The following is a 23,520-nucleotide window of genomic DNA, read 5'->3' as shown; positions in this document are numbered from 1 at the left end:
AACCCGTACGATCGGCGATCGGGACATCGTCGATCACCACCTGATTACGAGTGCTCCCGACGCCTCGTTCGCGGCGGGCTCCGTCGCGGTGTGCGAGCCCGGCGCGGTCGTCGCGGGCCACGCGGGCCACGCGGGCCACGCGGGCCACGACTGCCGGCCGGGAGCGATCGCCTCATGACGCAGCGCCGCGACCACATGCCCCTCCACGCCGAAAAAAGCCGTACGTCCCGCTTGACCTTCATTCCGCGGTTGTGTGTAATCGGCTGCGCTGCGAATAGCCTTGAATTGTGGACCGTCACCCTGCCACGGCGTCGATGGACTCGCCCATCGAAGCGTGAGTACCAGCGTGATGCAGCATGGTATCCGTGCCGACCGCGCCCCTGAAACGTCGGGGGCGCGCCCGTGTCACCGGCTGCCGCCCTGGAGCTCACTCCGGTGCTCCTGGGACGGTTCTGAACGAGATGCGTGACGCCCTCGCGTCGCTGCTCGGGCTCGCACACGGGGGCTGATGTTCTGCCCCTGAAGAGACTCCTGCCACCACACACGACATGACCTATCACGACTTCAGCTCCGAGGACGCCAGCATTCACCGCTCGTTCGAGCTCCAGGCCGGGCGCACGCCCGGCGTCGTGGCCGCATCCTTCGGCCCTGACCGGCTCACCTATCAGGAGCTGAATCGCCGCGCGAACCAGCTCGCGCACCACCTGAGGAGCCTGGGCGTCGGCCGCGACGTCCTCGTCGCGCTCTGCGCCGAGCGCTCCCTGGAGGCGCTCATCGGGCTGCTCGCGGCGCTCAAGGCCGGCGGCGCCTATGTCCCTGTCGACCCCGCGTACCCGCGGGAGCGGGTCGCCTTCATGCTCGAGGACGCCGGGGCGCCCGTCCTGCTCACCCAGGCGCGGCTGCTCCCGTCGCTGCCGCGCCACGGGGCGCGCGTGGTCCTCCTGGACGGCGATCGCGATCTGACCGCGGGCTTCAGCGGCGAGGACCCGCCGGACACCACGGGCCCCGACGACCTCGCCTACGTCATCTACACGTCGGGCTCGACCGGCAGGCCCAAGGGCACGCTGCTGACGCACCGCGGCCTCACCAACCTCACCCGCGCGCTGGCCGAGCGATTCGACGTGGGGCCGGGCTGCCGCGTGCTCCAGTTCGCGTCCCTCAGCTTCGACGCGTCGGTCTGGGAGATCGCGATGACGCTCGCCCGGGGAGGCACCCTGGTGATGGGGACGAAGTTCGAGATGATCCCCGGGCGCGCGCTCCTCGATCGGATGCGCGCGGAGGAGGTGGCGATCGCGACCTTCCCCCCCTCCGCGCTCGCCGCCTTCCCCGAGGGCGCCGAGCGCTCGCTGCCCGCGCTCCGGACCCTCATCGTCGCCGGCGAATCCTGCCCGGCCGACCTCGCCGCGCGCTGGGCAGAGGGGCGCACGTTCATCAACGCCTACGGTCCCACCGAGTCCACCGTGTGCGCCACGATGGCCGACGGGCTCGACCCGGATCGGGACCCCGGCGAGCCGCTCTCCATCGGCCGACCGATCAGGAACACGCGCTGCTTCGTGCTCGACGCCGCCATGCGTCCGGTCCCGGACGGCGAGTCCGGCGAGCTCTACCTCGGCGGGCCCGGCCTGGCCCGGGGTTACCTGGGTCAGCCCGAGCTCACGGCGGCCCGGTTCGTCCCCGATCCGTTCAGCGCCCTCCCGGAGGCCCGGCTCTACCGGACGGGCGACGTGGTGCGCCGCCTGCCCGGCGGCGATCTCGCCTTCCTCGGGCGCGTCGACCAGCAGGTGAAGATCCGCGGCCACCGCGTCGAGCTCGGCGAGGTCGAGGCCGCGCTTGGGCGCCACCCCGCCGTCCGCGCGGCGGTGGCCGTCGCCAGCGAGGGCCGCCTCGTCGCCTACGTCGTCGCGCGCCCGGACGCGCCGGACGCGCCCCCGGCCGCCCCCCGGGCCGTCGTGCCCGCGCTGCGCAGCTTCCTCCGCGAGAGCCTCCCCGAGGTCATGATCCCGTCGACGTTCGTGCTGCTCGACGCGCTGCCGCTCGGCCCCAGCGGGAAGGTGGACCGCGCGGCCCTGCCGCCGCCGGACGCCGCCCGGCCCGATCGCGGCGACGGCGAGCCCCTCGCGCCGCGCAACCAGATCGAGGCGGCGATCGCCGCGGCGTGGGCCGATGCGCTCGGGATCGAGCGCATCGGCGTCCACGACGACGTCTTCGACCTCGGGGCGCACTCGCTGCTCGCCGCGCGGGTGCTGTCCCGCCTGCGCCGCGCGCTCGGCGTCGATCTCTCCCTGCAGAGCCTGTGCGACGCCCCCACGGTCGCCGCGCTGGCCGAGCTCGTGGCGTCGCTCCCCCGGCCGAAGCAGCGCCCGGCCGCCGCGGCCATCCCGCCTGCGCCGCGGGACCGGCCCATCCCCCTCTCGCACGGGCAGCGGCAGATCTGGCTCCACGCCGCGCTCCACCCGGGCGCGCTGTTCTACAACGAGCCGTTCTCCCTGCGCCTCCGCGGGCCCCTCGACGTCCCGGCCCTGGGGCGCGCCCTCGACGAGCTCCTCAGGCGCCACGAGATCCTGAGGAGCGTCGTCGCGGTCGTCGGCGGCGAGCCCGTGCAGCAGATCCTGCCCCCGGCGCCGCTCGATCTGCCGGTCGTCGACCTGACGGCGCTGCCGGCGCTGTCGGCCGAAACGCGGTGGGAGCGCGCCGTCGCGCTCGCCACCGACGAGGCCCGGCGCCCGTTCGATCTCGCCCGCGGCCCGCTGCTCCGGGCCACGCTGGTCCGGCTCGACGAGGCCGAACACGTGCTGTTCGTCGTGGTGCACCACATCCTGATGGATGGAGTCTCCATCTTCGATGTGCTCCCGAGGGAGCTCCACGCGCTCTACCAGGCGTTCGCCGCGGGCAGGCCGTCGCCGCTGCCCGAGCGCGCGATCCACTACGCCGATTACGCGGTCTGGCAGCGGGAACAGCAGCTGAGCGGCGCCCACCAGCCGCAGCTCGACTACTGGAGACGGCAGCTCGCCGACCTCCCCACCCTGGAGCTGCCGACCGACAGGCCACGTCCGGCCGCCCCGAACCTCGCGGGGGCGCGCCACTGCGTCGCCCTGTCCAGGGAGCTCACCCTCCGGCTGAAGGCGCTGGCCCGGGAGCAGGGCGTCACGCTCTTCGTGGTCCTGCTCTCGGCCTTCAAGGCGATGCTCTGCCGGTACGCGCGGCAGGACGAGATCGTCGTGGGCACGTCCGCGTCGTGCCGCCATCCGCCGGAGACCGAGGACCTCCTCGGCTTCTTCCTGAACACGCTCGTGCTGCGCACCGACCTGCGCGGAGACCCCACGTTCCGGCAGCTGCTCGGGCGCGTGCGGGCGGTGAGCCAGGCCGCGCTCTCGCACCAGGACGTGCCGTTCGCCAGCGTCGTGCAGGCGCTCCAGTCGAAGCGGGTCCCCGGCCAGAACCCGCTGTTCCAGGTCGCCTTCATCCTGGAGCCGCCCGTGCCGGCGATCGATCCGGGCTGGACCCTGGGTCAGCTCGACGTGGACACGGGCGCGTCCAAGTTCGATCTCACGCTGGAGCTCGACGAGCGCGAGGACGGCATCATCGGGCGCATCGAGTACAGCGCCGCGCTGTTCGACGCGCGCACCATCGAGCGGATGGCGGGCCACTACGAGACCCTGCTCGAGGGCGCGTCGCGCGACGTCGACCTGCCCCTCTCGGCGCTCCCGCTCCTCGCGCCCGAGGAGCGGAGCGCGCTCCGCGCGTGGGGCACCGCCCCGGCCGGCCCCGGGTCGGACGTGTGCATTCACCGCCTCTTCGAGGCCCAGGTCGAGCGTTCTCCCGAGGCCGTCGCGGTCGTCTTCGACGACGGCGCGGGGAACGTCACGTCGCTCACCTACCGCGAGCTGAACCGGCGGGCCAACCAGCTCGCGCACACCCTGCTCGGCCTCCGCGTCCGCGAGGCGCCGGGGTCCGGGGCCGCGCCCTGCCCCGACGAGGGGGCCCTCGCGCGCACCGACGAGGGCGCCCTCGCGCCCGAAGATCGCGTGGCCGTGTGCATGTACCGGTCGGTCGAGATGATCGTCGCGCTCCTCGGCGTGCTGAAGGCGGGCCTCGCCTTCGTGCCCCTGGATCCGACCTACCCCACCGATCGCCTCGCGTTCATGATGGAGCAGGCTCGCGCCCGCGTGATGCTGACCCAGGCCCGCGTCGGCGAGGCGCTGCCGGGGTGCCGCGCGCGCGTCCTCTGCCTGGACGCGGACCGCGAGGAGATCGGCCGGGCGCGCGACGACAACCCGTCGGCGCCGGCGACGCCGGACCAACTCGCCTATGTCATGTACACGTCGGGCTCCACCGGCCGGCCCAAGGGCGTGGCCGTGCCGCACCGGGGCGTGGCCCGGCTCGTCAAGGGCACGACGTACGCGCGCTTCGCGCCGGACGAGGTCTTCCTGCAGCTCGCGTCGATCTCCTTCGACACGTCGCAGTTCGAGATTTGGGGAGCGCTCCTCAACGGCGGCCGGCTGGTCGTCATGCCCCCCGTGCCCGCGTCGCTCGACGACCTGGATCGCGTGATCCGCCAGCACGGGGTGACCACGGTGTGGCTCACCGCCGGCGTCTTCCACCTCCTCGTGGACGAGCGGATCACGGCGCTGCGCGGCCTGCGCCAGATCGTCGCCGGGGGGGATGTCCTGTCCCCGCAGCACGTCAACCGGGTCCTCGCCGAGCTCCCGGGGTGCCGGATGATCAGCGGCTACGGACCCACGGAGGCCGCGACGTTCGCCTGCTGCGCCACGGTGGAACGCCCGGTCGGCCACACGGTGCCCATCGGAAGCCCGATCCCCGGCACGAGGGTGCACGTGCTCGACCGGGATCTCAACGAGGTCCCGGCCGGCGTCCCCGGGGAGCTCTGCATCGGCGGAGAGGGCCTCGCGCGCGGCTACCTCGATCTGCCGGAGCTCACCGCGGAGCGGTTCATCCACGATCCCATCGGCGGCGAGCCGGGAGGGCGGCTGTACCGGACCGGCGATCGCGTCCGCCTGATGCCGGACGGGCAGCTCGAGTTCCTCGGCCGCATGGATCAGCAGGTCAAGGTCCGCGGTTACCGGATCGAGCTCGGCGAGATCGAGGTGGTCCTCGGCGAGCACCCGGCCGTGCGCGAGGTGGTCGTGGTGGCGCAGCCGGCGCGCTCGGGCGACCGGCGCCTCGTGGCGTACGTCGTCCCTCACGGCAGCAGGGCCGCGGCGCCGCCCAGGCAAGCCGGGGCCCGCGCGCGCCCATTCACGGCGGATCCGACGGGCGGGCTCGAGCGCACGATCCGCGATCACGCGCAGCGGCGGCTGCCCGATTACATGCACCCTTCGGCCATCGTGCTGCTCGACGCGCTGCCCCTCGCGGGCAACGGCGAGGTGGACCGCCGCGCCCTGCCGGCCCCCGGCGAGCTCCGCCCCGAGAGCGCGCCGATGGTGGCGCCGCGGAGCTCGCTCGAGGAGCGGCTCATCGCGATATGGCAGGACGTCCTCGGCATCGAGCGCGTGAGCGTGCACGACAACTTCTTCGATCTGGGCGGCCACTCGTTGCTCCTGGTACGCCTCCACGAGCGCGTCCGGGAGTCGTTCGGGAGCGATCTCTCCCTCGTCGACATCTTCGCGCGCCCGACGGTCACCGACCTCGCCGCGTTCCTCGCGAGCAGCAGCGGCCGTGGGAGCGAGCTCTCGGCGGCCGACGCGCGGGCGCTGAAGCAGCGAGAGATCCTGAAACGAAAGAAGCAAGCAGCCAAGAGCAGACAGAATGGATCCGCTTGATCAACCCGTCCCCGAGGACCAGATCGCGATCATCGGGATGGCGGGCCGCTTCCCGGGCGCGAGGAGCGTCGACGCCTTCTGGCAGAACCTGCGCGATGGAGTCGAGTCGATCGTCGCGCTCTCGGATCAGGACCTCGCCGCGGCGGGCGTGCCCCCGGAGGTGGCCTCGGACCCGAGCTACGTCCGCGCGCGGGCCGTGCTCGAAGACGTGGAGTGGTTCGACGCCGCCTTCTTCGGGATGACCCCGAGAGAGGCCGAGATCCTGGACCCCCAGCACCGCTTCTTCCTGGAGTGCGTCTGGGAGGCGCTGGAGCACGCCGGCTACAACCCCGAGGCGTTCAAAGGCACCATCGGCGTCTACGCGGGCGCGAGCGGCCACGACACGTATTTCCTGAGCAACCTTTACCCGAATCACGAGCTCAGGAAGGCGATGGACTACCAGATGTACATCGCCAACGACAAGGACTTCCTGGCCACGCGGACGTCCTACAAGCTGAACCTCCGGGGGCCGAGCGTCGCGGTGCAGAGCGCCTGTTCGACCTCGCTCGTCGCCGTCCACATGGCCTGTCAGGCGCTGCTCACGTACCAGTGCGACATCGCGCTGGCCGGCGGCGTGGCGATCAACGTCCCCACGCGGTCGGGTTACCTCTACCGGCACGGCATGATCCTCTCGCCCGACGGGCGCTGCCGCACGTTCGACGCCGAGGCGCAGGGGACGGTCGCCGGGAACGGCGCGGGCGTTGTCGTGCTGCGCAGGCTCGAGGACGCCCTCGACAGCGGCGATCACATCGAGGCGGTGATCCGGGGCTCGGCCGTCAACAACGACGGATCGGCCAAGATCGGGTTCACCGCGCCGGGCGTGGAGGGGCAGGTGCAGGCCATCGCGCAGGCGCTGGCGATGGCGAACACGGATCCGGAGACGATCTCGTACGTGGAGGCCCACGGCACGGGCACGCGCCTCGGGGATCCCATCGAGGTCGCGGCCCTGACCAGGGCGTTCCACGCCCGCTCCCGCAGCCAGCGCAAGGGCTGGTGCGCGCTCGGCTCGGCCAAGCCGAACGTCGGACACCTCGACGTCGCGTCCGGCATCACCGGCCTGCTCAAGGTCGTCCAGGCGCTCCGCCACCGGCAGCTCCCGCCCACCTTGCACTTCAACACGCCGAACCCCGAGATCGACTTCGCGAACAGCCCCTTCTACGTCAACGCGGCGCTCGCGGACTGGGATCCCGGCGACGGGCCCCGCCGCGCCGGCGTGAGCTCGTTCGGCATCGGCGGCACCAACGCCCACGCCATCCTCGAGGAGGCGCCCCACGCGGCGGCGGCGCCCGGCGGGCGGTCCTGGCAGCTCCTCCTGCTCTCCGCCCGCACGAGGACCGCGCTCGACACGATCACCGAGAACCTCGTCGGGTACCTCAAGGCGCACCCGGACGTCAGCCTGCCCGACGTCACGTTCACGCTCCAGGTCGGCCGCAAGACGTTCCCGCACCGGCGCATGCTCGTCTGCAACGACGCGGAGGAGGCGGTGAGCCTCCTGTCGACGCTCGGGGAGCGGCGGGTCCTCGCGCACGTCGAGGAGGCCGTCGACCGCCCGGTCGTCTTCATGTTCCCGGGGCAGGGCACGCAGTACACCGGCATGGCGCGGGAGCTGTACGAGCGGGAGCCCACGTTCTGCGCCGGCGTCGATCTCTGCGCGGCCATGCTCCAGCCGGAGCTCGGGCTCGATCTCCGCGAGGTGATCTACCCGCCCCCGGGCCGGGAGGCGGCGGCGGCGGAGATGCTCAAGCAGACGCGCTTCGCCCAGCCCGCGCTCTTCGTGATCGAGTACGCGCTGGCCACGCTCTGGATGGAGTGGGGCATCCGGCCCGCGGCGATGATCGGCCACAGCCTCGGCGAGTACGTCGCGGCCTGCCTCGCGGGCGTCTTCTCGCTGGAGGACGCGCTCCGGATCGTCGCCCGGCGGGGCAAGCTGATGCAGGAGATGCCGCCGGGCGCGATGCTCGCGGTCCCGCTGCCCGAGGCCGAGGTGCAGCAGCTGCTCGACGAGGGCGGCGGCGCGCTCTCGCTCGCGGCCGTCAACGGGCCGTCCGCCTGCGTCGTGGCCGGGCCCGAGGACGCGATCGAGGCGCTCTCCGACCGGCTCTTCGCCGAGCGCGAGCTGGAGTGCACCCGACTCCAGACCTCGCGCGCGTTCCACTCCCGGATGATGGAGCCGATGCTCGCCGCGTTCACCGCGATCGTGGCCCGCGCGCGCCCGAGCGCCCCGAAGATCCCGATCGCGTCGAACGTCACCGGCACCTGGCTGTCCGCGGCCGACGCGCAGGACCCCGCGTACTGGGCGAGGCACGTGCGCGAGCCGGTGCGCTTCATGGCGGGGCTCGGGGAGGTGCTCGCCGATCCGACCCGCGCCCTGCTCGAGGTCGGCCCGGGCCGGGTGCTCGCGACCCTGGCCAAGCAGCACCCCGCGCGGGGCGCCCGCCGGGTGATGCTCTCGTCGATCCGGCACGTCCACCACCGCCAGTCCGACATCGGGTTCCTGCTGGAGACGCTGGGCCAGCTCTGGCTCTCCGGCGTCCGCCTCGACTGGTCGGGCTTGTACACCCACGAGCCCCGCCGGCGCGTGTCCCTGCCGACCTACCCGTTCGAGCGGAAGCGGTACTGGATCGACCCGCCCGCGCCCGCCGCCACGACCGCCGCGCGCCGGCCGGCGCGCAGCGCGCCGGAGCCGGCCGGCCTGATCCACCTCCAGGCCTGGAAGCGCTCGGTGTTGTCGGGGTCGATGAAGGCGTCGGCCCGGCCGCCGAGGGCCCAGTGCTGCGTCGTCTTCGCCGACAGCTACGGGCTGGGCGCCCGCATGGAGATGCGGCTCCGCCGGGACGGCTACAAGGTCATCACCGTGCGGCCGGGCGAGGGCTTCGCCGCGACGGGCGAGGGCGAGTTCACCGTCGCCCCCGCGAGCCGCGAGGACCACGCGTCCCTCTTCTGCGCGCTCCGCGCCGCGGGCGTCTCCCCCTCGCGCATCATGTTCCTGTGGGGCGTGACGAAGCCCGCGCGCGCGCCGCTCGACACCGCCCGCCTCGCGGACGCCCAGCGGCTCGGGTTCGCCAGCCTCGTCGCGCTGGCCCAGGGCATCAGCGACGCGGGGCTCCGCGACGACGTGCGGCTCGGGGTCGTGACGAGCCACATGCAGAAGGTGACCGACCCGGCGGTGCTCTGCCCCGAGAAGGCCACGCTGCTCGGCCCGTGCGAGGCCATCCCCAGGGCGTACCCGAACATCTCGTGCATCAGCGTCGACATCGACCTGCCGGAGCCGCGGACGCTCCAGGAGGCGAGGCTCATCGACCAGCTCCTCGCCGAGGTCACGCTGGAGCAGACCGAGCCCGTCATCGCCTACCGGAGCGGGGAGCGCTGGGTCCGGATCTTCGAGCCCGCGCGCATGGACCGCGCCGAGGGCCTGCCGCCGCGCCTGCGGGAGGGCGGCGTCTACCTGATCGCCGGCGGGCTCGGGGTCGTCGGCTCCGCCATGGCGGAGCACCTCGCGAAGGTCGCGCGCGCGAAGCTCGTGCTCACGGGCCGGACGGCGCTCCCGCCCCGGGAGGCCTGGGGCGACCTCGCCGGCGCGGGCGCCTCCGACGCGTTACGCCGCAAGATCGGCGCGGTGCTCGAGATGGAGCGGCTGGGCGCCGAGGTGCTCCTCGTGACGGCCGACGTCTCGCGGCTTGACGACATGCAGCGCGCGGTGGCCGAGGCGCTCCAGCGCTTCGGGCGGATCGACGGCGTGATCCACGCGGCGGGCGCCCGCCGCGCCGTGCCCCTCCAGCGCATGACGCGCGAGGAGGGCGAGGCGCTCCTCGCGCCGAAGGTCGACGGCGCGCTCGTCCTCGACGAGGCGCTCCGGGGGCTCCGGCCCGATTTCGTCGCGCTGTGCGCCGCGCGGACCACGGGCTCCCGCGGGCCGGGCCTCGCGGGCCAGTGCGCCGCGACCGCCTTCCTCGGCGCCTTCGCGCAGCGGCGGGCGGCCGGGGACGGCCCGCTCACGATCGCGATCGAGTGGGACCCGTGGCAGCGGCAGGACGCCTCGCGCGGCAAGGAGCTCGAACCTGCGGCCGAGTCGGGCGAGGGCGGCGCGGCCGCCGCGGAGGAGGGTCTCTCGCGCGACGAGGCGCTCGACGCCTGGATGCGCATCCTCACGAGCCCCACGCCCCACGTCCTCGTCCTGAAGCGGGAAGCGCAGGCGAGGCAGCGCGCCTCGGCCAGCTCGAGCGCGCCGAGCTCGAGCGCGCCGGCGTCGCGGGAAGCCGACTCCGAGGGCATCCCGAGGTCGGTCCACCCGCGGCCCGACCTCGGCACGGCCTACGTGGCGCCGCGCGATCCGCTGGAGCGCGCCGTCGCCGAGACCTGGGAGAAGCTGTTCGGCATCGAGCGGATCGGCGTGCACGACGACTTCTTCGCGCTCGGCGGCGACTCGCTGCTCGCCGTCCAGCTCATCTCCCGGCTGCGCAACGTCGTGAACATGGATCTACCCGGCCACAGCCTGCTCAACGCGCCGACCGTCGCGGCCCTGGCCGAGCTCATCGCGCAGTCCGACTCGCCCTCATCCACCTCGATGTCGCGGCGCTCTCCCGCGCGCCTCTTGCCCCCCTCGCTCGTGCGGATCAAGCCCGGCACCGGGCGGCCGCTCTTCCTGATGCACCCGGTCGGAGGGCACGTTTACTTCTACCACGATCTCGCCACCTGCCTGGACCCGGCGCAGCCCGTGTACGGGCTGCAGGCGCAGGGCATCGAAGGCAAGGCGCCGCCCTTGACCCGCGTCGAGGAGATGGCCGCGCGCTACCTCGAGGCGGTACGGCGGCACATCCAGCCGGAGGGCCCCTACGTGCTCGGCGGGTCGTCCTTCGGCGGGGTCGTCGCCTTCGAGATGGCGCACCAGCTCATCTCCGGGGGCGAGCGCGTCGCGCTTCTCATGATGATCGACACGCCCGCGCCCTCGGCGGTGTTCCCCGAGGATCTCGACACCCCCGAGCGCCTCGCCTACCTGATCAGCGGCGATGCGAGTCTCCCCGTCCCCGCGGAGGAGATCCGGCACCTCTCCCCGGACGAGCAGCTGCTCCACGTGCTCCAGCGCAAGAAGGGTGTCTCCCGGATGTTCCCGAAGCTGGCGCTCCAGGAGCTCGCCACGTTCCGCAAGATCGTCACCGCCAACCTGCAGGCGATGCTGCGCTATGTCCCCCGCCCCTACCCGGGTGACGTGCTCTTCTTCGAGGCGAGCGAGCGCGACGCCATGACCGTGAACAACCCGGCGCGGGGATGGCTCGATTTGATCCAGGGCCAGCTCACTGTCCACGAGGTCCCTGGCAATCACATCACCATGAATTTGCCGCCGAACGTGCAAGTCATGGCCGATCATCTTCGCGCGGCCCTCGAGGCGGCGGGACATCAGGGCTGATGTTGACGGCCGGCCGCCGGTCTCTCTAGCATGGGTGTGGAGCGGCGACGGCGACGCCCCCGCGCGGTCGCGCGGGACCGAGCACGGCCAGGGCGCGCGGCGGAGGTGGAGAATGTCGAAGATCACCGCGGAGCAGGCGAGAGACGAGCACGTCGCGCTCCTCAAGGCGTGGACGAAGGCGGTGGGGGGGGCCGTCAAGGACTACGGCTTCCTCGACCGCCACCTGGCCGAGGGCTGGAGGTACGTCGATTACAGCGGAGTGCAACGCGGTAAGGACGAGTACCTGAAGCTCGTCGACAGCATGTTGACGTACACGCAGGAGCTCCGGCAGTGCGACGTGCGTATCGCCGGCGGAGACGTCGCTATCGTGACCGGAGTCTACCGCTCACGCGCCGAGATCAAGGGTGGTGTCAAGTTCGATAACACCATCGCCTTCACCGCGGTCTGGGAGCTCCAGGGCGGTGAGTGGAGAGCGCTCGTGCTCCACACGACGAGGATCCCTGACGCGTCGTGATCGACGTCCGCGCGGAGCGGGTCGATGTCGAGGCGCTCCGGCGGCCGGCGTCGGGCCGGCGAGGCCGGAGGAAAGATTGACAGGGATCTTGCTTCTAGTACCGTCAACTCAGGATCGTCCTGTCGACGATCTCCAGGGCTCCCATGGATCTTCGTCCGTTCCTCGCATACGCGGTGCAGATCGCATCGGCGCTATCGAAATTTCATAAGTCAGGCACCCTTCACCTGGACATCCGCCCCGCGAACCTCTCCGTGCACCCGGAGAGCGGGGAGGTGTCGCTCGACGGCGGGCTGGCCGTGGTGCGCGGCGATCTCGGCCTCTCCGACGAGGCGAAGATCAACCCGGAGTCGCTGCCCTACATCGCGCCGGAGCGGACGGGCCGCGTCGACTGGCCGATCGACGAGCGCGCCGATCTCTACTCGCTCGGCGTCACGCTGTACGAGCTGCTCTCCGGCAAGCTGCCGCTCGACGCAGACGACGCGCCCGCGTGGGCGCACGCCCACATCGCGAGGGCCCCTGTGCCGCTCGCGGAGGTGGTGCAGGACGTGCCCCGGATCGTCTCCGACGTCGTCATGAAGCTCCTCGCGAAGTCTCCGGAGGAGCGTTATCAGACCGCCCGCGGGCTCTGGTCGGATCTCCTCATGTGCCATACCGAGATGGAGGAGCTCGGGATGATCGACTCGTTCCCGCTCGGGACGGCCGACATCCCGGACCGGCTGCAGCTCCCGACGAAGCTCTACGGCAGGAAGCGCGAGCGCGCGCTCCTGCTCGAGGCGTTCGATCGCGTGGTCGTCACGGGCACCGCCGAGCTCGTGCTCGTCGCCGGGTACTCGGGCGTCGGAAAGACCTCGCTCGTGAAGGAGGTGCAGGAGCCCATCGTCCGCGAGCGCGGGGCGTTCATCTCCGGGAAGTTCGATCAGCTCCAGCGCGACATCCCCTACCGCACGATCGCCCAGGCGTTCGGGGAGCTCGTCCGGCAGTTCCTGACGGAGAGCCCGCAGTCCCTCGCAGGGTGGAAGCACCGGCTGAGCGACGCGGTCGGCGAGGAGGGGCGGGTCATCACCGACATCATCCCGCAGCTCTCGCTGATCCTCGGCGAGCAGCCGCCGGTGCCGCCGCTCGCGCCGAACGAGGCGCGCAGCCGCATCGTCCGCGTGTTCCATGCGTTCCTCGGCGTGGTCGCGCGCAAGCGGCACCCGCTCGTGCTGTTCGTGGACGACCTGCAGTGGGCGGATCCCGCCAGCTTGAGGCTCATCCGCGACATCGTCGCGGTGCCCGAGAAGCGGCACCTGCTCGTGATCGGGGCATACCGCGACAACGAGGTGAGCCCGTCGCACCCGCTCATGGAGGTGCTCCGGCAGATCCACGCCACGGGCGCGCGCGTCTCGACGCTCAGCCTCGACCCGCTCCCGCACGAGAACGTCCTCGAGCTCGTCATGGACACCTTCCGCTGCGAGGACGAGCAGGGGGCTCAGCTCACCAGGCTCCTCGTCCAGAGGACGGGCGGCAACCCGTTCTTCGTGGGCCAGTTCCTGACGGAGCTCTATCGCCAGAAGCTGGTCTGGGTCGACCCCGTGAGCGCCGTCTGGTGCTGGAACATCGAGGCCATCGCCGCGCAGAACCTGACTGACAACGTCGTCGATCTGGTGCTGACCCGCCTCAGGCGGCTCGACGGCGAGACGCAGCGGGTCCTCTCCCTCGCCGCCTGCCTCGGCGCCCGCTTCGACGCCGAGGTCCTCTCGGCCATGTACGGCGAGTCCACGCAGGCGACGCACGCCGCCATCACCCCGGCCATCCGCGAGGGGCTCGTGGCGCGCCGGGGCGGCACGTACAAGTTCCTCCACGACCGCGTGCAGCAGGCCGCGTACCTGCTCATCCGCGAGGGCAACCACGCCTCGACGCACCTGCGCATCGGGCGCCTGCTGCTCGTCCAGACGCCGGAGGAGGCGCTGGAGGACCGGCTGTTCGAGATCACGAACCAGCTGAACATCGGCGCCTCCCTCATCACCGATCCGGGCGAGCGGCGCAGGACGGCCGAGCTGAACCTCCGCGCCGGCAGGAAGGCGAGGGCCTCCGGGGCCTACGGCTCCGCGGTGGCCTACTTCGCCGCGGGCTGCGCGCTGATCGGGGAGGACGACTGGGCGGGAGCCGACGATCTGCTCGCCTTCGCGCTGCACCTCGATCTCGCCGAGAGCGCGAGCGTGAACGGGGAGTTCGATCGGTCCGTCGGCCTCTGCTCGGTGCTCCTCGAGCGCGCGCGCACGCAGCTCGACAAGGCGGCCGCCTACCGCGTCCTGATGCAGAACCACATGGCCCGGTCGGAGCACGACGCGTGCATCGGCGTCGGGCTGGAGTGCCTCGCGCTGCTCGGCATCAAGCTCCGGAGGCAGCCGGCCGACGAGGAGGTGACCGCGGAGATCACGGCGCTGCGCGACGCGCTGCGCGATCGCACGGCCGACGAGATCCTGGGCCAGCCGAGGATGACGGCGCCGCCGATGGTCGCGGCGATGGGCGTGATGGCGGTGATGTACGCCTCGTCGTTCTACACCGATCCGAACCTCAACGACCTCCTGGTCTGTCAGATGGTCCGGCTCAGCCTGCTCCACGGCAACGCGGAGTCGACCGGCATCGGGTACACGAGCCTCGGCAAGGCGCTGTGCGTGAGGCTCAACGCGTACCAGGACGGCGACCGGATCGGCAGGGTGGGATACGAGCTGACCGAGAAGATGAACGCGCTCGTCTACAAGCCCGAGGTGGCCAACCTCTATGGCTGCCTGATCTCGGTCTGGACGCGCCACATCGACACCGGGATCGCCTGCCAGCTCGCGAGCATCCACGCCGCGAACGAGGTCGGGAACCTGACGTGGGGGAGCTTCAGCAACATCCAGCTCACCTTGAACGTGCTCGTGCGGGGCGACCCGATCGAGGAGACGTACAAGGTCGCGGTGAGCGCGCTCGACTACGCGACGAAGGCGAAGATCACGTTCGCCGTGGACGCCGTGACGAGCATGCTGCGCCTGGTCCAGGCGCTGAGGGGCGCCACGCGCCACCTCGGCACGATGAGCGGGGACGACTTCGACGAGCAGGCGTTCGAGGCCCGCCTCGAGAAGGAGAGCTTCCCGAGCGTGCGGCTCGTCTTTTATATCATGAAGACCGCGCAGCACCTCCTTGCGTGCAACGACGAGGGGGCGGCCCTTGCCGCGGAGGCGTCGGAGCGCAACATCGCGGGGGGTAGCGGGTCGCTGTTCGCGGCCGAGTGCCACTATTACTGTGCCCTCGCCCGGGCGGCCCGCTTCTCCGGGGCCCCGGCCGAGGAGCAGGCCGGGCTCCGGCGGTCGCTCGCCGGCCACGAGGAGCAGCTGCGCGTCTGGGCCGAGAGTTGCCCCGACAACTTCGCCGGCAAGCACGCGCTCGTAGCGGCGGAGCGCGCGCGCGTCGACGGCAGGCACGACGAGGCCGCGGCGCTCTACGATAAGGCGATCGTGGCCTTCCGCGAGTCCCGGTTCATCCACCAGGAGGCGCTCGCGAGCGAGCTCGCCGCCCGGTTCTACCTGGATCGCGGCTACAGCGGCCTGCCGGGGCTCTACCTGCGGGAGGCGGTGGCGTCGTACTCGCGCTGGGGCGCGAGCGAGAAGGTGAGGCAGCTCGAGCAGCGGCATGCGCTCGTCCTGAACCAGGAGCAGCGCCGCGCGACGAGCAGCGGCGTCATGACGATGGCGGCGGAGGCCATCGACGCGCAGACCGCGGTGAAGGTCTCGCGGTCGCTCTCGAGCGACATGACGCCGAAGGAGATGATGGAGTCGCTCATGCGGCTCGTCGTCGAGCACGAGGGGGCGGAGCGGTGCTGTCTCCTGCTCACCGGGGACGGCCTGCGGCTCGCCGCCGAGGCCGTGGTGGACCGCGACGGCATCAGCATCCGCGTGTACGAGCGGAGCACGGCGCCGCTCGCGACCCGCGTCCCGGCGTCGATCGTCAACTATGTCGAGCGGACGCGGGAGCGGGTGGTGCTCAGCGACGTCGGGGCGAGCGGCGCCTTCGCCGGGGACGAGTACCTCGTGCGCGAGCGGCCGAAGTCGGTGCTGTGCATGCCGCTCATGAAGAACCCCGGCGAGGTGGGCGGCCTCCTCTACCTGGAGAACCGGCTGGTCCACGGCGCGTTCATCCTGCGCCGGCTGCCGCTCCTCGAGTTCCTGGCCGCGCTGTCGCTGCAGAACACCGTGCTCCGCGGCGAGCTGGAGCAGGAGGCGCTGAAGGTCCAGCGGACCGAGGAGGCGCTGCGCCGGAGCGAGAGGGCGCTCCGGGATCTGGCGGAGTCGAGCGACGTCCCCACGTGAGGCGCGGGCCGCGCCGCCGCACCGGCGTGGTGTGGCGGCGCGGCGTTCAGGCGCTCTCAGGCGCTCTCGAGCACGTGGCCCACGCTGTCGAGGAACGGCCTGTCCGACACGGAGAGGTGGAGTTGCACGAACCGCCAGTGATCCCCGTGGCGCTCCACCGTGCAGGTCAGTCGGAGCGCGGGCAGGTCGAAGCGCACGCCGCCCATGGTGGCGTGGATACCGAAGCCGGCGGTCCCGGCGCAGGCGGCCGCTCCCCCGGCCAGCAGACGCACCTGGACATCGCCGGTGATCCTGCACACGAGGTCCTTCAGGATCTCGCTCTGCCGCCGGAACGAGGCCTCGATCTCGGCCCAGCGCGTGAAGTGCAGCTTGTCGTGTGTGCCGTAGAAGATCAGGGCATCGTCACGTACGAACATGTCGCATAACGCGTCCACGTCGCCTCGCTCGAAGGCGCGCGCGAACTCGACGAGCATCTGGCGAACCGAATCTTCTGGACTTGCCGGCTTTCTCTCCGAGGACTCCATGCGCTCCGCTGCTCCCGTACCGATCCGAGCCTGATCTCGGCCGAGCATACAGCACCCCGGAGGCGACGCGCGACGCCCTGCGCGCGAAGGCGCTCGGAGCCCGGGCGGCTGCGCGCGACAAGGGTCGTCGTGGTCACGAACACGTAACACCACACGACCCCGACCAGCGCCAGCCGACCAGGTGCCCCCTCGAACCCCGGAACCCAGCTGACCAGAAACCCCACGAGCAAGGAACAGCAGCCCCACGCCCTGCAGCTGCGCGATCGACATCCGCTTCAGGAGGGCGCCGACCGAGAGCGAGGGCAGGTACATGCTCAGCCAGTACAGCGCGCGGGCGCGCCGGAAGGGACGGCACAGCGTGGCACGGCACACCGGCAAGGGCCCTCGTGGGCTCAGCCGAGGAGTCCGCCGCGGCCTGCGGGAGCTCGCCCGGCGCGGCGGCGGCTCAGCAGCTCGGCGGATGCGCCGGCGCGTGGCTGTCGAGCGCGCGCACGTCATCGGCCGTATCCACGTCGATCGCCCCGCCCGCCCAGTCGATCGCCACGACGCTCTCGGCGCGCAGCAGCCGGCCGGCGCCCTGGTCGCCCTCGAGGCGCGACAGGGCGTCCCAGCGCGATCGGTCGAACACCGCCGGCGCGCCGACGACGCCGCTGAACCGCGACGCGGCGATCGGCGCGCCCGCCAGCCACGCATTCCGCAGGGCGGTGAGGTGCTCGACCGTGATCAGCGGCTGATCCGCGAGCGCGATCAGGAGCGCGTCGGCCTTCGAGGCCTCCGCCCACCGGACCGCGGCGCGGATCGAGGAGGCGATGCCCTCCTCCCAGCCGTCGTTCGCGACGAGCGCGACGCCCAGATCGCCGAGCGCGGGCGCGACAGCGCCGGCGTGGGCGCCGAGCACGACGCCCACCGGCCCGGAGCGCGCCTCGACGCACGCCGCCGCCACGCGCCGGACCAGCGGCGCCCCGTCGAACTCGACGAGCTGCTTGGGGCGCCCGAGGCGGCGCGAGCCGCCCGCGGCGAGCACGGCCATCGCCAGGCCCGCGTGCAGCGGTCGCGCGCGGTCGCGGAGCTTCCCCCCCTGCGCCCGGCGCGCGACGGCCTGGAGCTCGCCCACGACCGAGAGCGCGATCTGCTCGGGCGTCTCGGCGCCGAGATCGAGCCCGATCGGCGCGTGGATCCGGGGGTCGTCGCCGGGGCCGCGGCCGAGCTCGGCGAGCAGATCGCGCGTGCGGCGCGCGGGCCCGAGCACGCCGATGTAGCGGGCGCGCGACGCGAGGGCGGCCGCGAGCGCGTCGCGATCCGGCGTGCGCTGGTGGTGCATGATCACGACGTACGGCTCGGCCGCCGCGTCGATGAGCGCGCGGAGGCGATCCGTCGCGCCGCCGGTCGACAGCACGCGATCCGCGGCGACGAACCGGGAGCCCTGGCGGATGACGGGGCCGGCCACCGTGACCCGGAATCCCACCGACTTCGCGAGCGTGACGAGGGGGACCGCGTCGTGGCCTGCCCCGAGCACGAAGAGCTGCGGCGACGGCGCGATCTTCTCGACGAGCACCGTGATCCCGGGCCCGTCGAGCTCCACGACCCCGGCCGGCCCCCGCGCCGCGCGCTCGATCGCGGCGCGCGCGGCCGGATCGGTCACCGTATGCGCGAGCGCGCACGGCGGACCGAAGGCGAGGCGCGCGCCGACCGGGACCGCGGACGCCGTCGAGCGGATCACCGTGACCAGCGTGCCCGTGGTCTCCTCGGCGAAGCAGGCGCCGGCGAACGCGAGCGCGTCGTGGGTCGCTCCGGCCTCGACGCGCTCGAGCAGGACGTCGACGACGCCGTTGCAGCCGAGCCCCACGCCCCACGGCTCCCCGTCCTCGGTGGTCGAGTCGTAGGTGACCACCACGGCGCCGTCACGGCACCGGTGCTCTCCGCGGAGCATCACGTCGCCCTCGAGGCAACCGCCGCTCACGCACCCCGACAGCCATCGATCGCCGGCGACAAGCATCCGCGCGCCGGGGCGCCGGTACGACGACCCGGACACCCGCACGACGGTCGCGAGCAGAAACGGGGACCGGTCCGCCACCAGCTTCGTCGCTTCCCGCACGATCCGCTCGAGCTCGTTCATCCGCGTGGCATCATCATCCTTTCGCGACGTCCCCGCCAGGACGTTCATCGTCGCTGGACGCCACGCGGCGCCCTCGCGCGCCGCGGCGCGCCCGGGTTCCCCGGGATGTAACGGGACGATGTCATCCGCTGAACGATGTTGAAGAAACGATAAGAGTGGATGCCGTCGCTTGACGGCGCGCCAGCGCAAAAGTATGGCCTGGACGGCCATGAAACTCCATATCAACGGCGCTGTTCGCGAGGTCGATGCCGCACCGGACATGCCTCTGCTCTGGGTGATCCGGGATCTGCTGGGATTGACCGGCACCAAGTATGGCTGTGGCATGGCCCAGTGCGGCGCCTGCACGGTCCACCTCGACGGCAAGCCCGCGCGCTCCTGCGTCCTGCCGGTGTCGAGCGTCGGGGCGCGCAAGGTGACGACGATCGAGGGCCTGTCCGCCGACGGGTCGCACGCGGTGCAACAGGCGTGGGCGCAGGCCGACGTGGTGCAGTGTGGGTACTGCCAGTCCGGGCAGATCATGACCGCGGTCGCCCTGCTCGAGCAGAAGCCGGATCCGACGGACGCCGACATCGACGCTGCGCTGTCCGGAAACGTGTGTCGGTGCGGGACGTATGGCCGTGTTCGTGAGGCGGTGATCCTCGCGTCGCGGCTCAATCGAGGTGGCAAGTGACCGTCTCCCGGCGTGACTTCTTGCAGGTGACCACGGCCTCCGCGGCGGGGCTCCTGCTCAGCTTCTACGTGCCGGAGGGCGTGCGCGCCGCGCCGAAGGCGGCGCAGCCGGCCCCGGTGTCGCCGAACGCGTTCGTGCGCATCGGCACGGACGACTCGGTGACCGTGGTGCTCGCGCACTCCGAGATGGGCCAGGGCATCTGGACCGGGCTCGCGATGCTGATCGCCGAGGAGCTCGAGTGCGACTGGTCGAAGGTGCGGTCGGAGCACGCGCCGGCCGCGCCTGTGTACGGCCATCCGGTGATGCACTTCCAGATGACCGGCGGGTCGATGACCACGAACAGCGAGTTCGATCGGTATCGCACCGTCGGCGCGATGGCGAAGGACATGCTGGTGCGCGCGGCGGCCGCCCGGTGGAAGGTCGCGCCCGCGGCGTGCGTCGCCGCGAAGGGGATCGTCACCCACGGCAAGAACCAGTTGACGTACGGCCAGCTCGCCGAGGACGCGATGAAGCTGACCCCGCCGGCGAAGGTGAAGCTGAAGGAGCCGAAGGACTGGAAGCTGATCGGCACCCCCGTGCGCCGCCTCGACACGCCGGAGAAGATCTCGGGCAAGGCGCAGTTCGGGATCGACGTGCAGTTCCCGGGGCTGCGCACGGCCGTGGTGCTCCGCCCGCCGGCGTTCGGCGCGAAGCTCGCGAAGTTCGACCCCGCGGACGCGCTCAAGGTGCCCGGCGTCGAGAAGGTCGTCCCCACCGCGAACGGCGTCGCCGTCGTCGCCGCGCATTTCTGGGCCGCCAAGCTCGGGCGCGACGCGCTCCGCGCCGAGTGGACGAAGCCCGAGGGCGGCGGGGTCGACACAGGCAAGCTGCTCGACGAGTTCCGCGCGCAGTCGCGCAAGCTCGGCGCGATCTCGACCCAGGTCGGCAAGGTCGAGGACGCCCTGGCCGCGGCCAAGGCGCGGCTCGTGGCGGAGTACGACGTGCCCTACCTCGCGCACGCGCCGATGGAGCCGCTCAACTGCACGGTGAAGATCGACGGCGATCGCTGCGAGATCTGGACCGGCACGCAGTTCCAGAGCGGCGACCAGATGGCCGCGGCGAAGATCCTCGGCACGGCGCCCGAGAAGGTCCAGATCCACACGCCGTTCCTCGGCGGCGGCTTCGGGCGGCGCGCCAGCAGCACGAACGATTTCGTCGCGGAGGCCGTGACGGTCGCGAAGGCCGCCGGCGTGCCGGTCAAGGTCGTGTGGACGCGCGAGGACGACCTGCGCGGCGGCTTCTACCGCCCCGCCTTCGTCCACCGGATGCAGGTCGGCGTCGACGCGCGCGGCCTGCCCGTGGCGTGGGATCACGTGGCCGTGGGCCAGTCGATCGTCGCCGGCACGCCGCTCGAGCCGTTCATCGTCAAGAACGGCATCGACCACACCTCGGTGGAGGGGATCGCCGAGTCGCCCTACGTCGGGAGGACGCCGGCGCTCCGCGTCTCGCTGCACTCGCCGAAGACGCCCGTCCCCGTGCTGTGGTGGCGCTCGGTCGGCAACACGCACACAGCCTTCGCGGTGGAGAGCATGGTCGACGAGCTGGCCCACGCCGCCGGGCAGGATCCGCTCGCGTACCGCCTCGAGCTGCTCAAGGACAAGCCGCGGCACGCCAACGCGCTGAAGCTCGCCGCCGAGAAGGCGGGCTGGGGCACCGCGCCCCCGGCGGGGCGGGCGCGCGGGCTCGCGATGCACGAGTCGTTCGGCTCGATCGTCGCCGAGGTCGCCGAGGTCTCGATCGAGAAGGGGCGAATCCACGTCCACCAGGTCACCTGCACCGTCGATTGCGGCACCGCGGTGAACCCGCTCGGCATCGACGCGCAGGTCCAGAGCAGCGTCGCCTTCGGCCTCACGGCGGCGCTCTACGGCAAGCTGAACCTGGTCGAGGGGCAGGTCCAGGAGAGCAACTTCCACGACTATCCGATGCTCAGGATGTTCGAGATGCCGCGCGTCGCCGTGCACATCATCCAGAGCGAGGCGAAGATGGGCGGCATCGGGGAGCCTGCCACCGCGCCGATCGCGCCCGCCGTGGCGAACGCGGTGTTCGTGTTGACCAAGCAGCGGCTGCGCTCTCTGCCGTTCCGTCTCGCGTAGGTGCCGACCTTATGATCCGATCCTCTCTCGTGCTCGCCTTCCTCCTCGCCTCGTGCGGGGGGCAGACGCCCGGGGCCTCGCAGGCCCCCGCGCCGTCGCCGGCCGACCGCCAGGCCGGCCTCGCTGCGTTCGAGACCGTGCGCGGCGTCCTCCAGCACCCTCGCTGTCAGAACTGCCACCCTGCCGGCGACGTGCCGCTGCAGGGCGACGAGGGCCGCCTGCACAACCAGCTCGTGCTCCGCGGCCCCACGGGACACGGCATGGCCGGCGCCGAGTGCACGACGTGCCACGGCCCGACGAACCCGCCGAACAGCTTCGGCATGCACGTGCCGCCTGGTGTCTCGAAGGGCTGGCACATGCCGCCCCCCGAGATGAAGATGGTGTTCGTCGGCGTCGCCCCGCGCGCGCTGTGCGAGCAGATCAAGGACCCGGCGCGCAATGGCGGCAAGGACATGGCGGCGCTGCGCGTCCACCTCGAGGACCCGCTCGTGACCTGGGGCTGGAACCCCGGCGCCGGCCGCACGCCCATCCCGACGCCGTACCCCGAGTTCGTCGCCGCCTGGGAGACCTGGGCCCGCGCCGGCGCGCCCTGCCCGGGCGGGTGACCGACCTCCCTCCAGGGACGCCCGCGACCCCGGCGACGGGGAGCGCACGGCAGCCTCCACGAGAAACGATCACCAGGGCTGTTGCTCTCCGCCGCCGGATTGCACAGGATCGCGGTTCGCTCTCGTGCACGCATTGCCCTGGAGGCCCCTCATGCTCTCCGCGTTACGCCGATCGGTCGCCCTTGCATTCAGCCTCACCTTCGTGAACGCCTGTTCGCCGCACGTCAGGGATTTCTCGGGAAGCGGTCCCGGGGGCGGCGGAGGGGCCGGCGGGGGAGAGAGCGGCCCCGCGAGCAGCGTCGGTCCCGTCGGCCCCGCGAGCAGCAGCAGCAGCAGCGCCGGCGGGAGCGGCGGCGCGGGCGGGGACGACGGCCCTGGCGGCAGCGGCGGCGAGGGCGCGACGAGCGCCTCGTCGAGCGCGTCGACGGGCCCCTGCGCGCCCCCGGAGGTCGCGTGCGGCGGCGGGTGCGTCGACGTGCAGACCAGCCCGCATCACTGCGGCGAGTGCGGCCACGGCTGCCAGGGCGGTGCGTGCCGCGCCGGCCTGTGCGAGCCGGTCGAGCTGGCCCGGGGGCAGCGGGACGTCGTCGCGATCGCGGTCGGCGCGAACGCGGTCTTCTGGACCGCGAAGTCGATGGGCAACGTCATGTCGGTGCCGCTCGACGGGGGCGCCCCGACGACGCTGGTGACCGGCCAGCTCAACCCGGAGAACATCGCCATCAATCCGGACGGCGTCTACTGGTCGACGATCTTCGTCCCCGACGCGACCATCAAGTCGCTGCCGCGCGGCGCGCCGACGGAGCAGGTGCTGTACGAGGGCTCCGAGCGGTTGAACGGCCTCGTCGCGCACCGAGGGACTCTTTACTTCGTCGAGGCGGGCGGCAAGGTCGCCTCGCTGCCCGCCGGCGCGGGGCGCGTCACCACCTACGCGAGCAGCCGGATGAACCCGCGCGGCGTGGCCGCCGACGACAACCACGTTTACTGGACGAACAACTATGGCGGCGACACGGGGGTGCGAAAGCACGAGTTCGCGACCGGCACCACGACGGTGCTCGCCTCCGGCCAGGCGTTCCCGTTTGCCATCGTGGTCGACACGCGCAACGTGTACTGGAGCAACCTGGACGACGGGACGCTGATGTCGGTGCCGATCGCGGGCGGCACGCCGGCGCCGATCGCCACCGGACAGGGCCGGGTCACCGGCATCGCGATCGACGAGAGCGGGCTCTACTGGGCCGACAGCACGAACGGGACGATCATGGCCCTCCGGCGGGGGAGCACCACCCCGGTCACCCTTGCGGCAGGACAGAAGAGCCCGTGGTCCATCGCGGTGAACGCGACGAGCGTCTTCTGGGGAACGAGCGACTTCGACAACGGGGTCGTCATGAAGGTCGCCAAGTAGCGA

General features: G+C 72.1%; 10 protein-coding genes. 8 read left to right on the top strand and 2 right to left on the bottom strand.

Going from position 1 to position 23,520, the window contains the following annotated elements:
- Positions 1-548: 548 nt before the first annotated feature.
- From WME76_RS25575 to WME76_RS25560, 4 genes are all read left to right on the top strand, one after another.
- Entirely contained in the window at positions 549-5,780 is a 5,232-nt protein-coding gene (locus WME76_RS25575; RefSeq protein ID WP_437954893.1) for an amino acid adenylation domain-containing protein, read from the top strand.
- On the top strand, positions 5,767-11,223 hold the full coding sequence (locus WME76_RS25570; protein ID WP_437954892.1) for a type I polyketide synthase: 5,457 nt from the start codon (positions 5,767-5,769) through the stop codon (positions 11,221-11,223). The genes WME76_RS25575 and WME76_RS25570 overlap by 14 nt, the downstream gene beginning before the upstream one ends.
- A 112-nt stretch (positions 11,224-11,335) precedes the next feature.
- The gene (locus tag WME76_RS25565; protein ID WP_437520054.1) at positions 11,336-11,737 is read left to right on the top strand and encodes a nuclear transport factor 2 family protein; all 402 of its coding nucleotides are present in this window, start codon (positions 11,336-11,338) and stop codon (positions 11,735-11,737) included.
- A gap of 143 nt (positions 11,738-11,880) precedes the next feature.
- The gene (locus WME76_RS25560) at positions 11,881-16,071 is read left to right on the top strand and encodes an ATP-binding protein (RefSeq protein WP_437954891.1); all 4,191 of its coding nucleotides are present in this window, start codon (positions 11,881-11,883) and stop codon (positions 16,069-16,071) included.
- A gap of 56 nt (positions 16,072-16,127) precedes the next feature.
- Here WME76_RS25560 and WME76_RS25555 read toward each other — a convergent pair whose 3' ends face one another.
- Positions 16,128-16,544 (bottom strand): nuclear transport factor 2 family protein, encoded by a 417-nt coding sequence (locus tag WME76_RS25555; protein ID WP_061614382.1) that lies wholly within the window; start codon positions 16,542-16,544, stop codon positions 16,128-16,130.
- A 496-nt stretch (positions 16,545-17,040) separates the two neighbouring features.
- Positions 17,041-18,711: an NTP transferase domain-containing protein gene (locus WME76_RS25550; protein ID WP_437954890.1), complete on the bottom strand. Its 1,671-nt coding sequence runs from the start codon at positions 18,709-18,711 to the stop codon at positions 17,041-17,043.
- A 208-nt stretch (positions 18,712-18,919) separates the two neighbouring features.
- Here WME76_RS25550 and WME76_RS25545 point away from each other — a divergent pair, with 208 nt between their 5' ends.
- The 4 genes from WME76_RS25545 to WME76_RS25530 all read left to right on the top strand — a co-directional run bounded on the left by WME76_RS25545 (position 18,920) and on the right by WME76_RS25530 (position 23,517).
- A complete protein-coding gene (locus WME76_RS25545; protein WP_437954889.1) occupies positions 18,920-19,381 on the top strand; it encodes a (2Fe-2S)-binding protein in 462 nt (153 codons plus the stop codon).
- A complete protein-coding gene (locus WME76_RS25540) occupies positions 19,378-21,513 on the top strand; it encodes a molybdopterin cofactor-binding domain-containing protein (protein WP_437954888.1) in 2,136 nt (711 codons plus the stop codon). Before WME76_RS25545 ends, WME76_RS25540 begins: the two co-directional genes overlap by 4 nt.
- Positions 21,514-21,524: 11 nt before the next feature.
- Positions 21,525-22,118: a hypothetical protein gene (locus WME76_RS25535; protein WP_437284805.1), complete on the top strand. Its 594-nt coding sequence runs from the start codon at positions 21,525-21,527 to the stop codon at positions 22,116-22,118.
- Between the two features lie 202 nt (positions 22,119-22,320).
- On the top strand, positions 22,321-23,517 hold the full coding sequence (locus WME76_RS25530; protein ID WP_437954887.1) for a hypothetical protein: 1,197 nt from the start codon (positions 22,321-22,323) through the stop codon (positions 23,515-23,517).
- Positions 23,518-23,520: the final 3 nt, after the last annotated feature.

It is taken from the genome of Sorangium sp. So ce119, assembly GCF_051524405.1.
Classification (GTDB): domain Bacteria; phylum Myxococcota_A; class Polyangia; order Polyangiales; family Polyangiaceae; genus Sorangium; species Sorangium cellulosum_G.
This window is presented reverse-complemented; position numbering and strand designations above follow the sequence as displayed.

Excerpts from the sequence above, each read along its gene's own strand:
- WME76_RS25575 (WP_437954893.1), top strand. The coding sequence starts at position 549 with ATGACCTATCACGACTTCAGCTCCGAGGACGCCAGCATTCACCGCTCG.
- WME76_RS25570 (WP_437954892.1), top strand. The coding sequence starts at position 5,767 with ATGGATCCGCTTGATCAACCCGTCCCCGAGGACCAGATCGCGATCATC.
- WME76_RS25545 (WP_437954889.1), top strand. The coding sequence starts at position 18,920 with ATGAAACTCCATATCAACGGCGCTGTTCGCGAGGTCGATGCCGCACCG.
- WME76_RS25555 (WP_061614382.1), bottom strand. The coding sequence starts at position 16,544 with ATGCTCGTCGAGTTCGCGCGCGCCTTCGAGCGAGGCGACGTGGACGCG.
- WME76_RS25550 (WP_437954890.1), bottom strand. The coding sequence starts at position 18,711 with ATGAACGAGCTCGAGCGGATCGTGCGGGAAGCGACGAAGCTGGTGGCG.
- WME76_RS25565 (WP_437520054.1), top strand. The coding sequence starts at position 11,336 with ATGTCGAAGATCACCGCGGAGCAGGCGAGAGACGAGCACGTCGCGCTC.
- WME76_RS25560 (WP_437954891.1), top strand. The coding sequence starts at position 11,881 with ATGGATCTTCGTCCGTTCCTCGCATACGCGGTGCAGATCGCATCGGCG.
- WME76_RS25535 (WP_437284805.1), top strand. The coding sequence starts at position 21,525 with ATGATCCGATCCTCTCTCGTGCTCGCCTTCCTCCTCGCCTCGTGCGGG.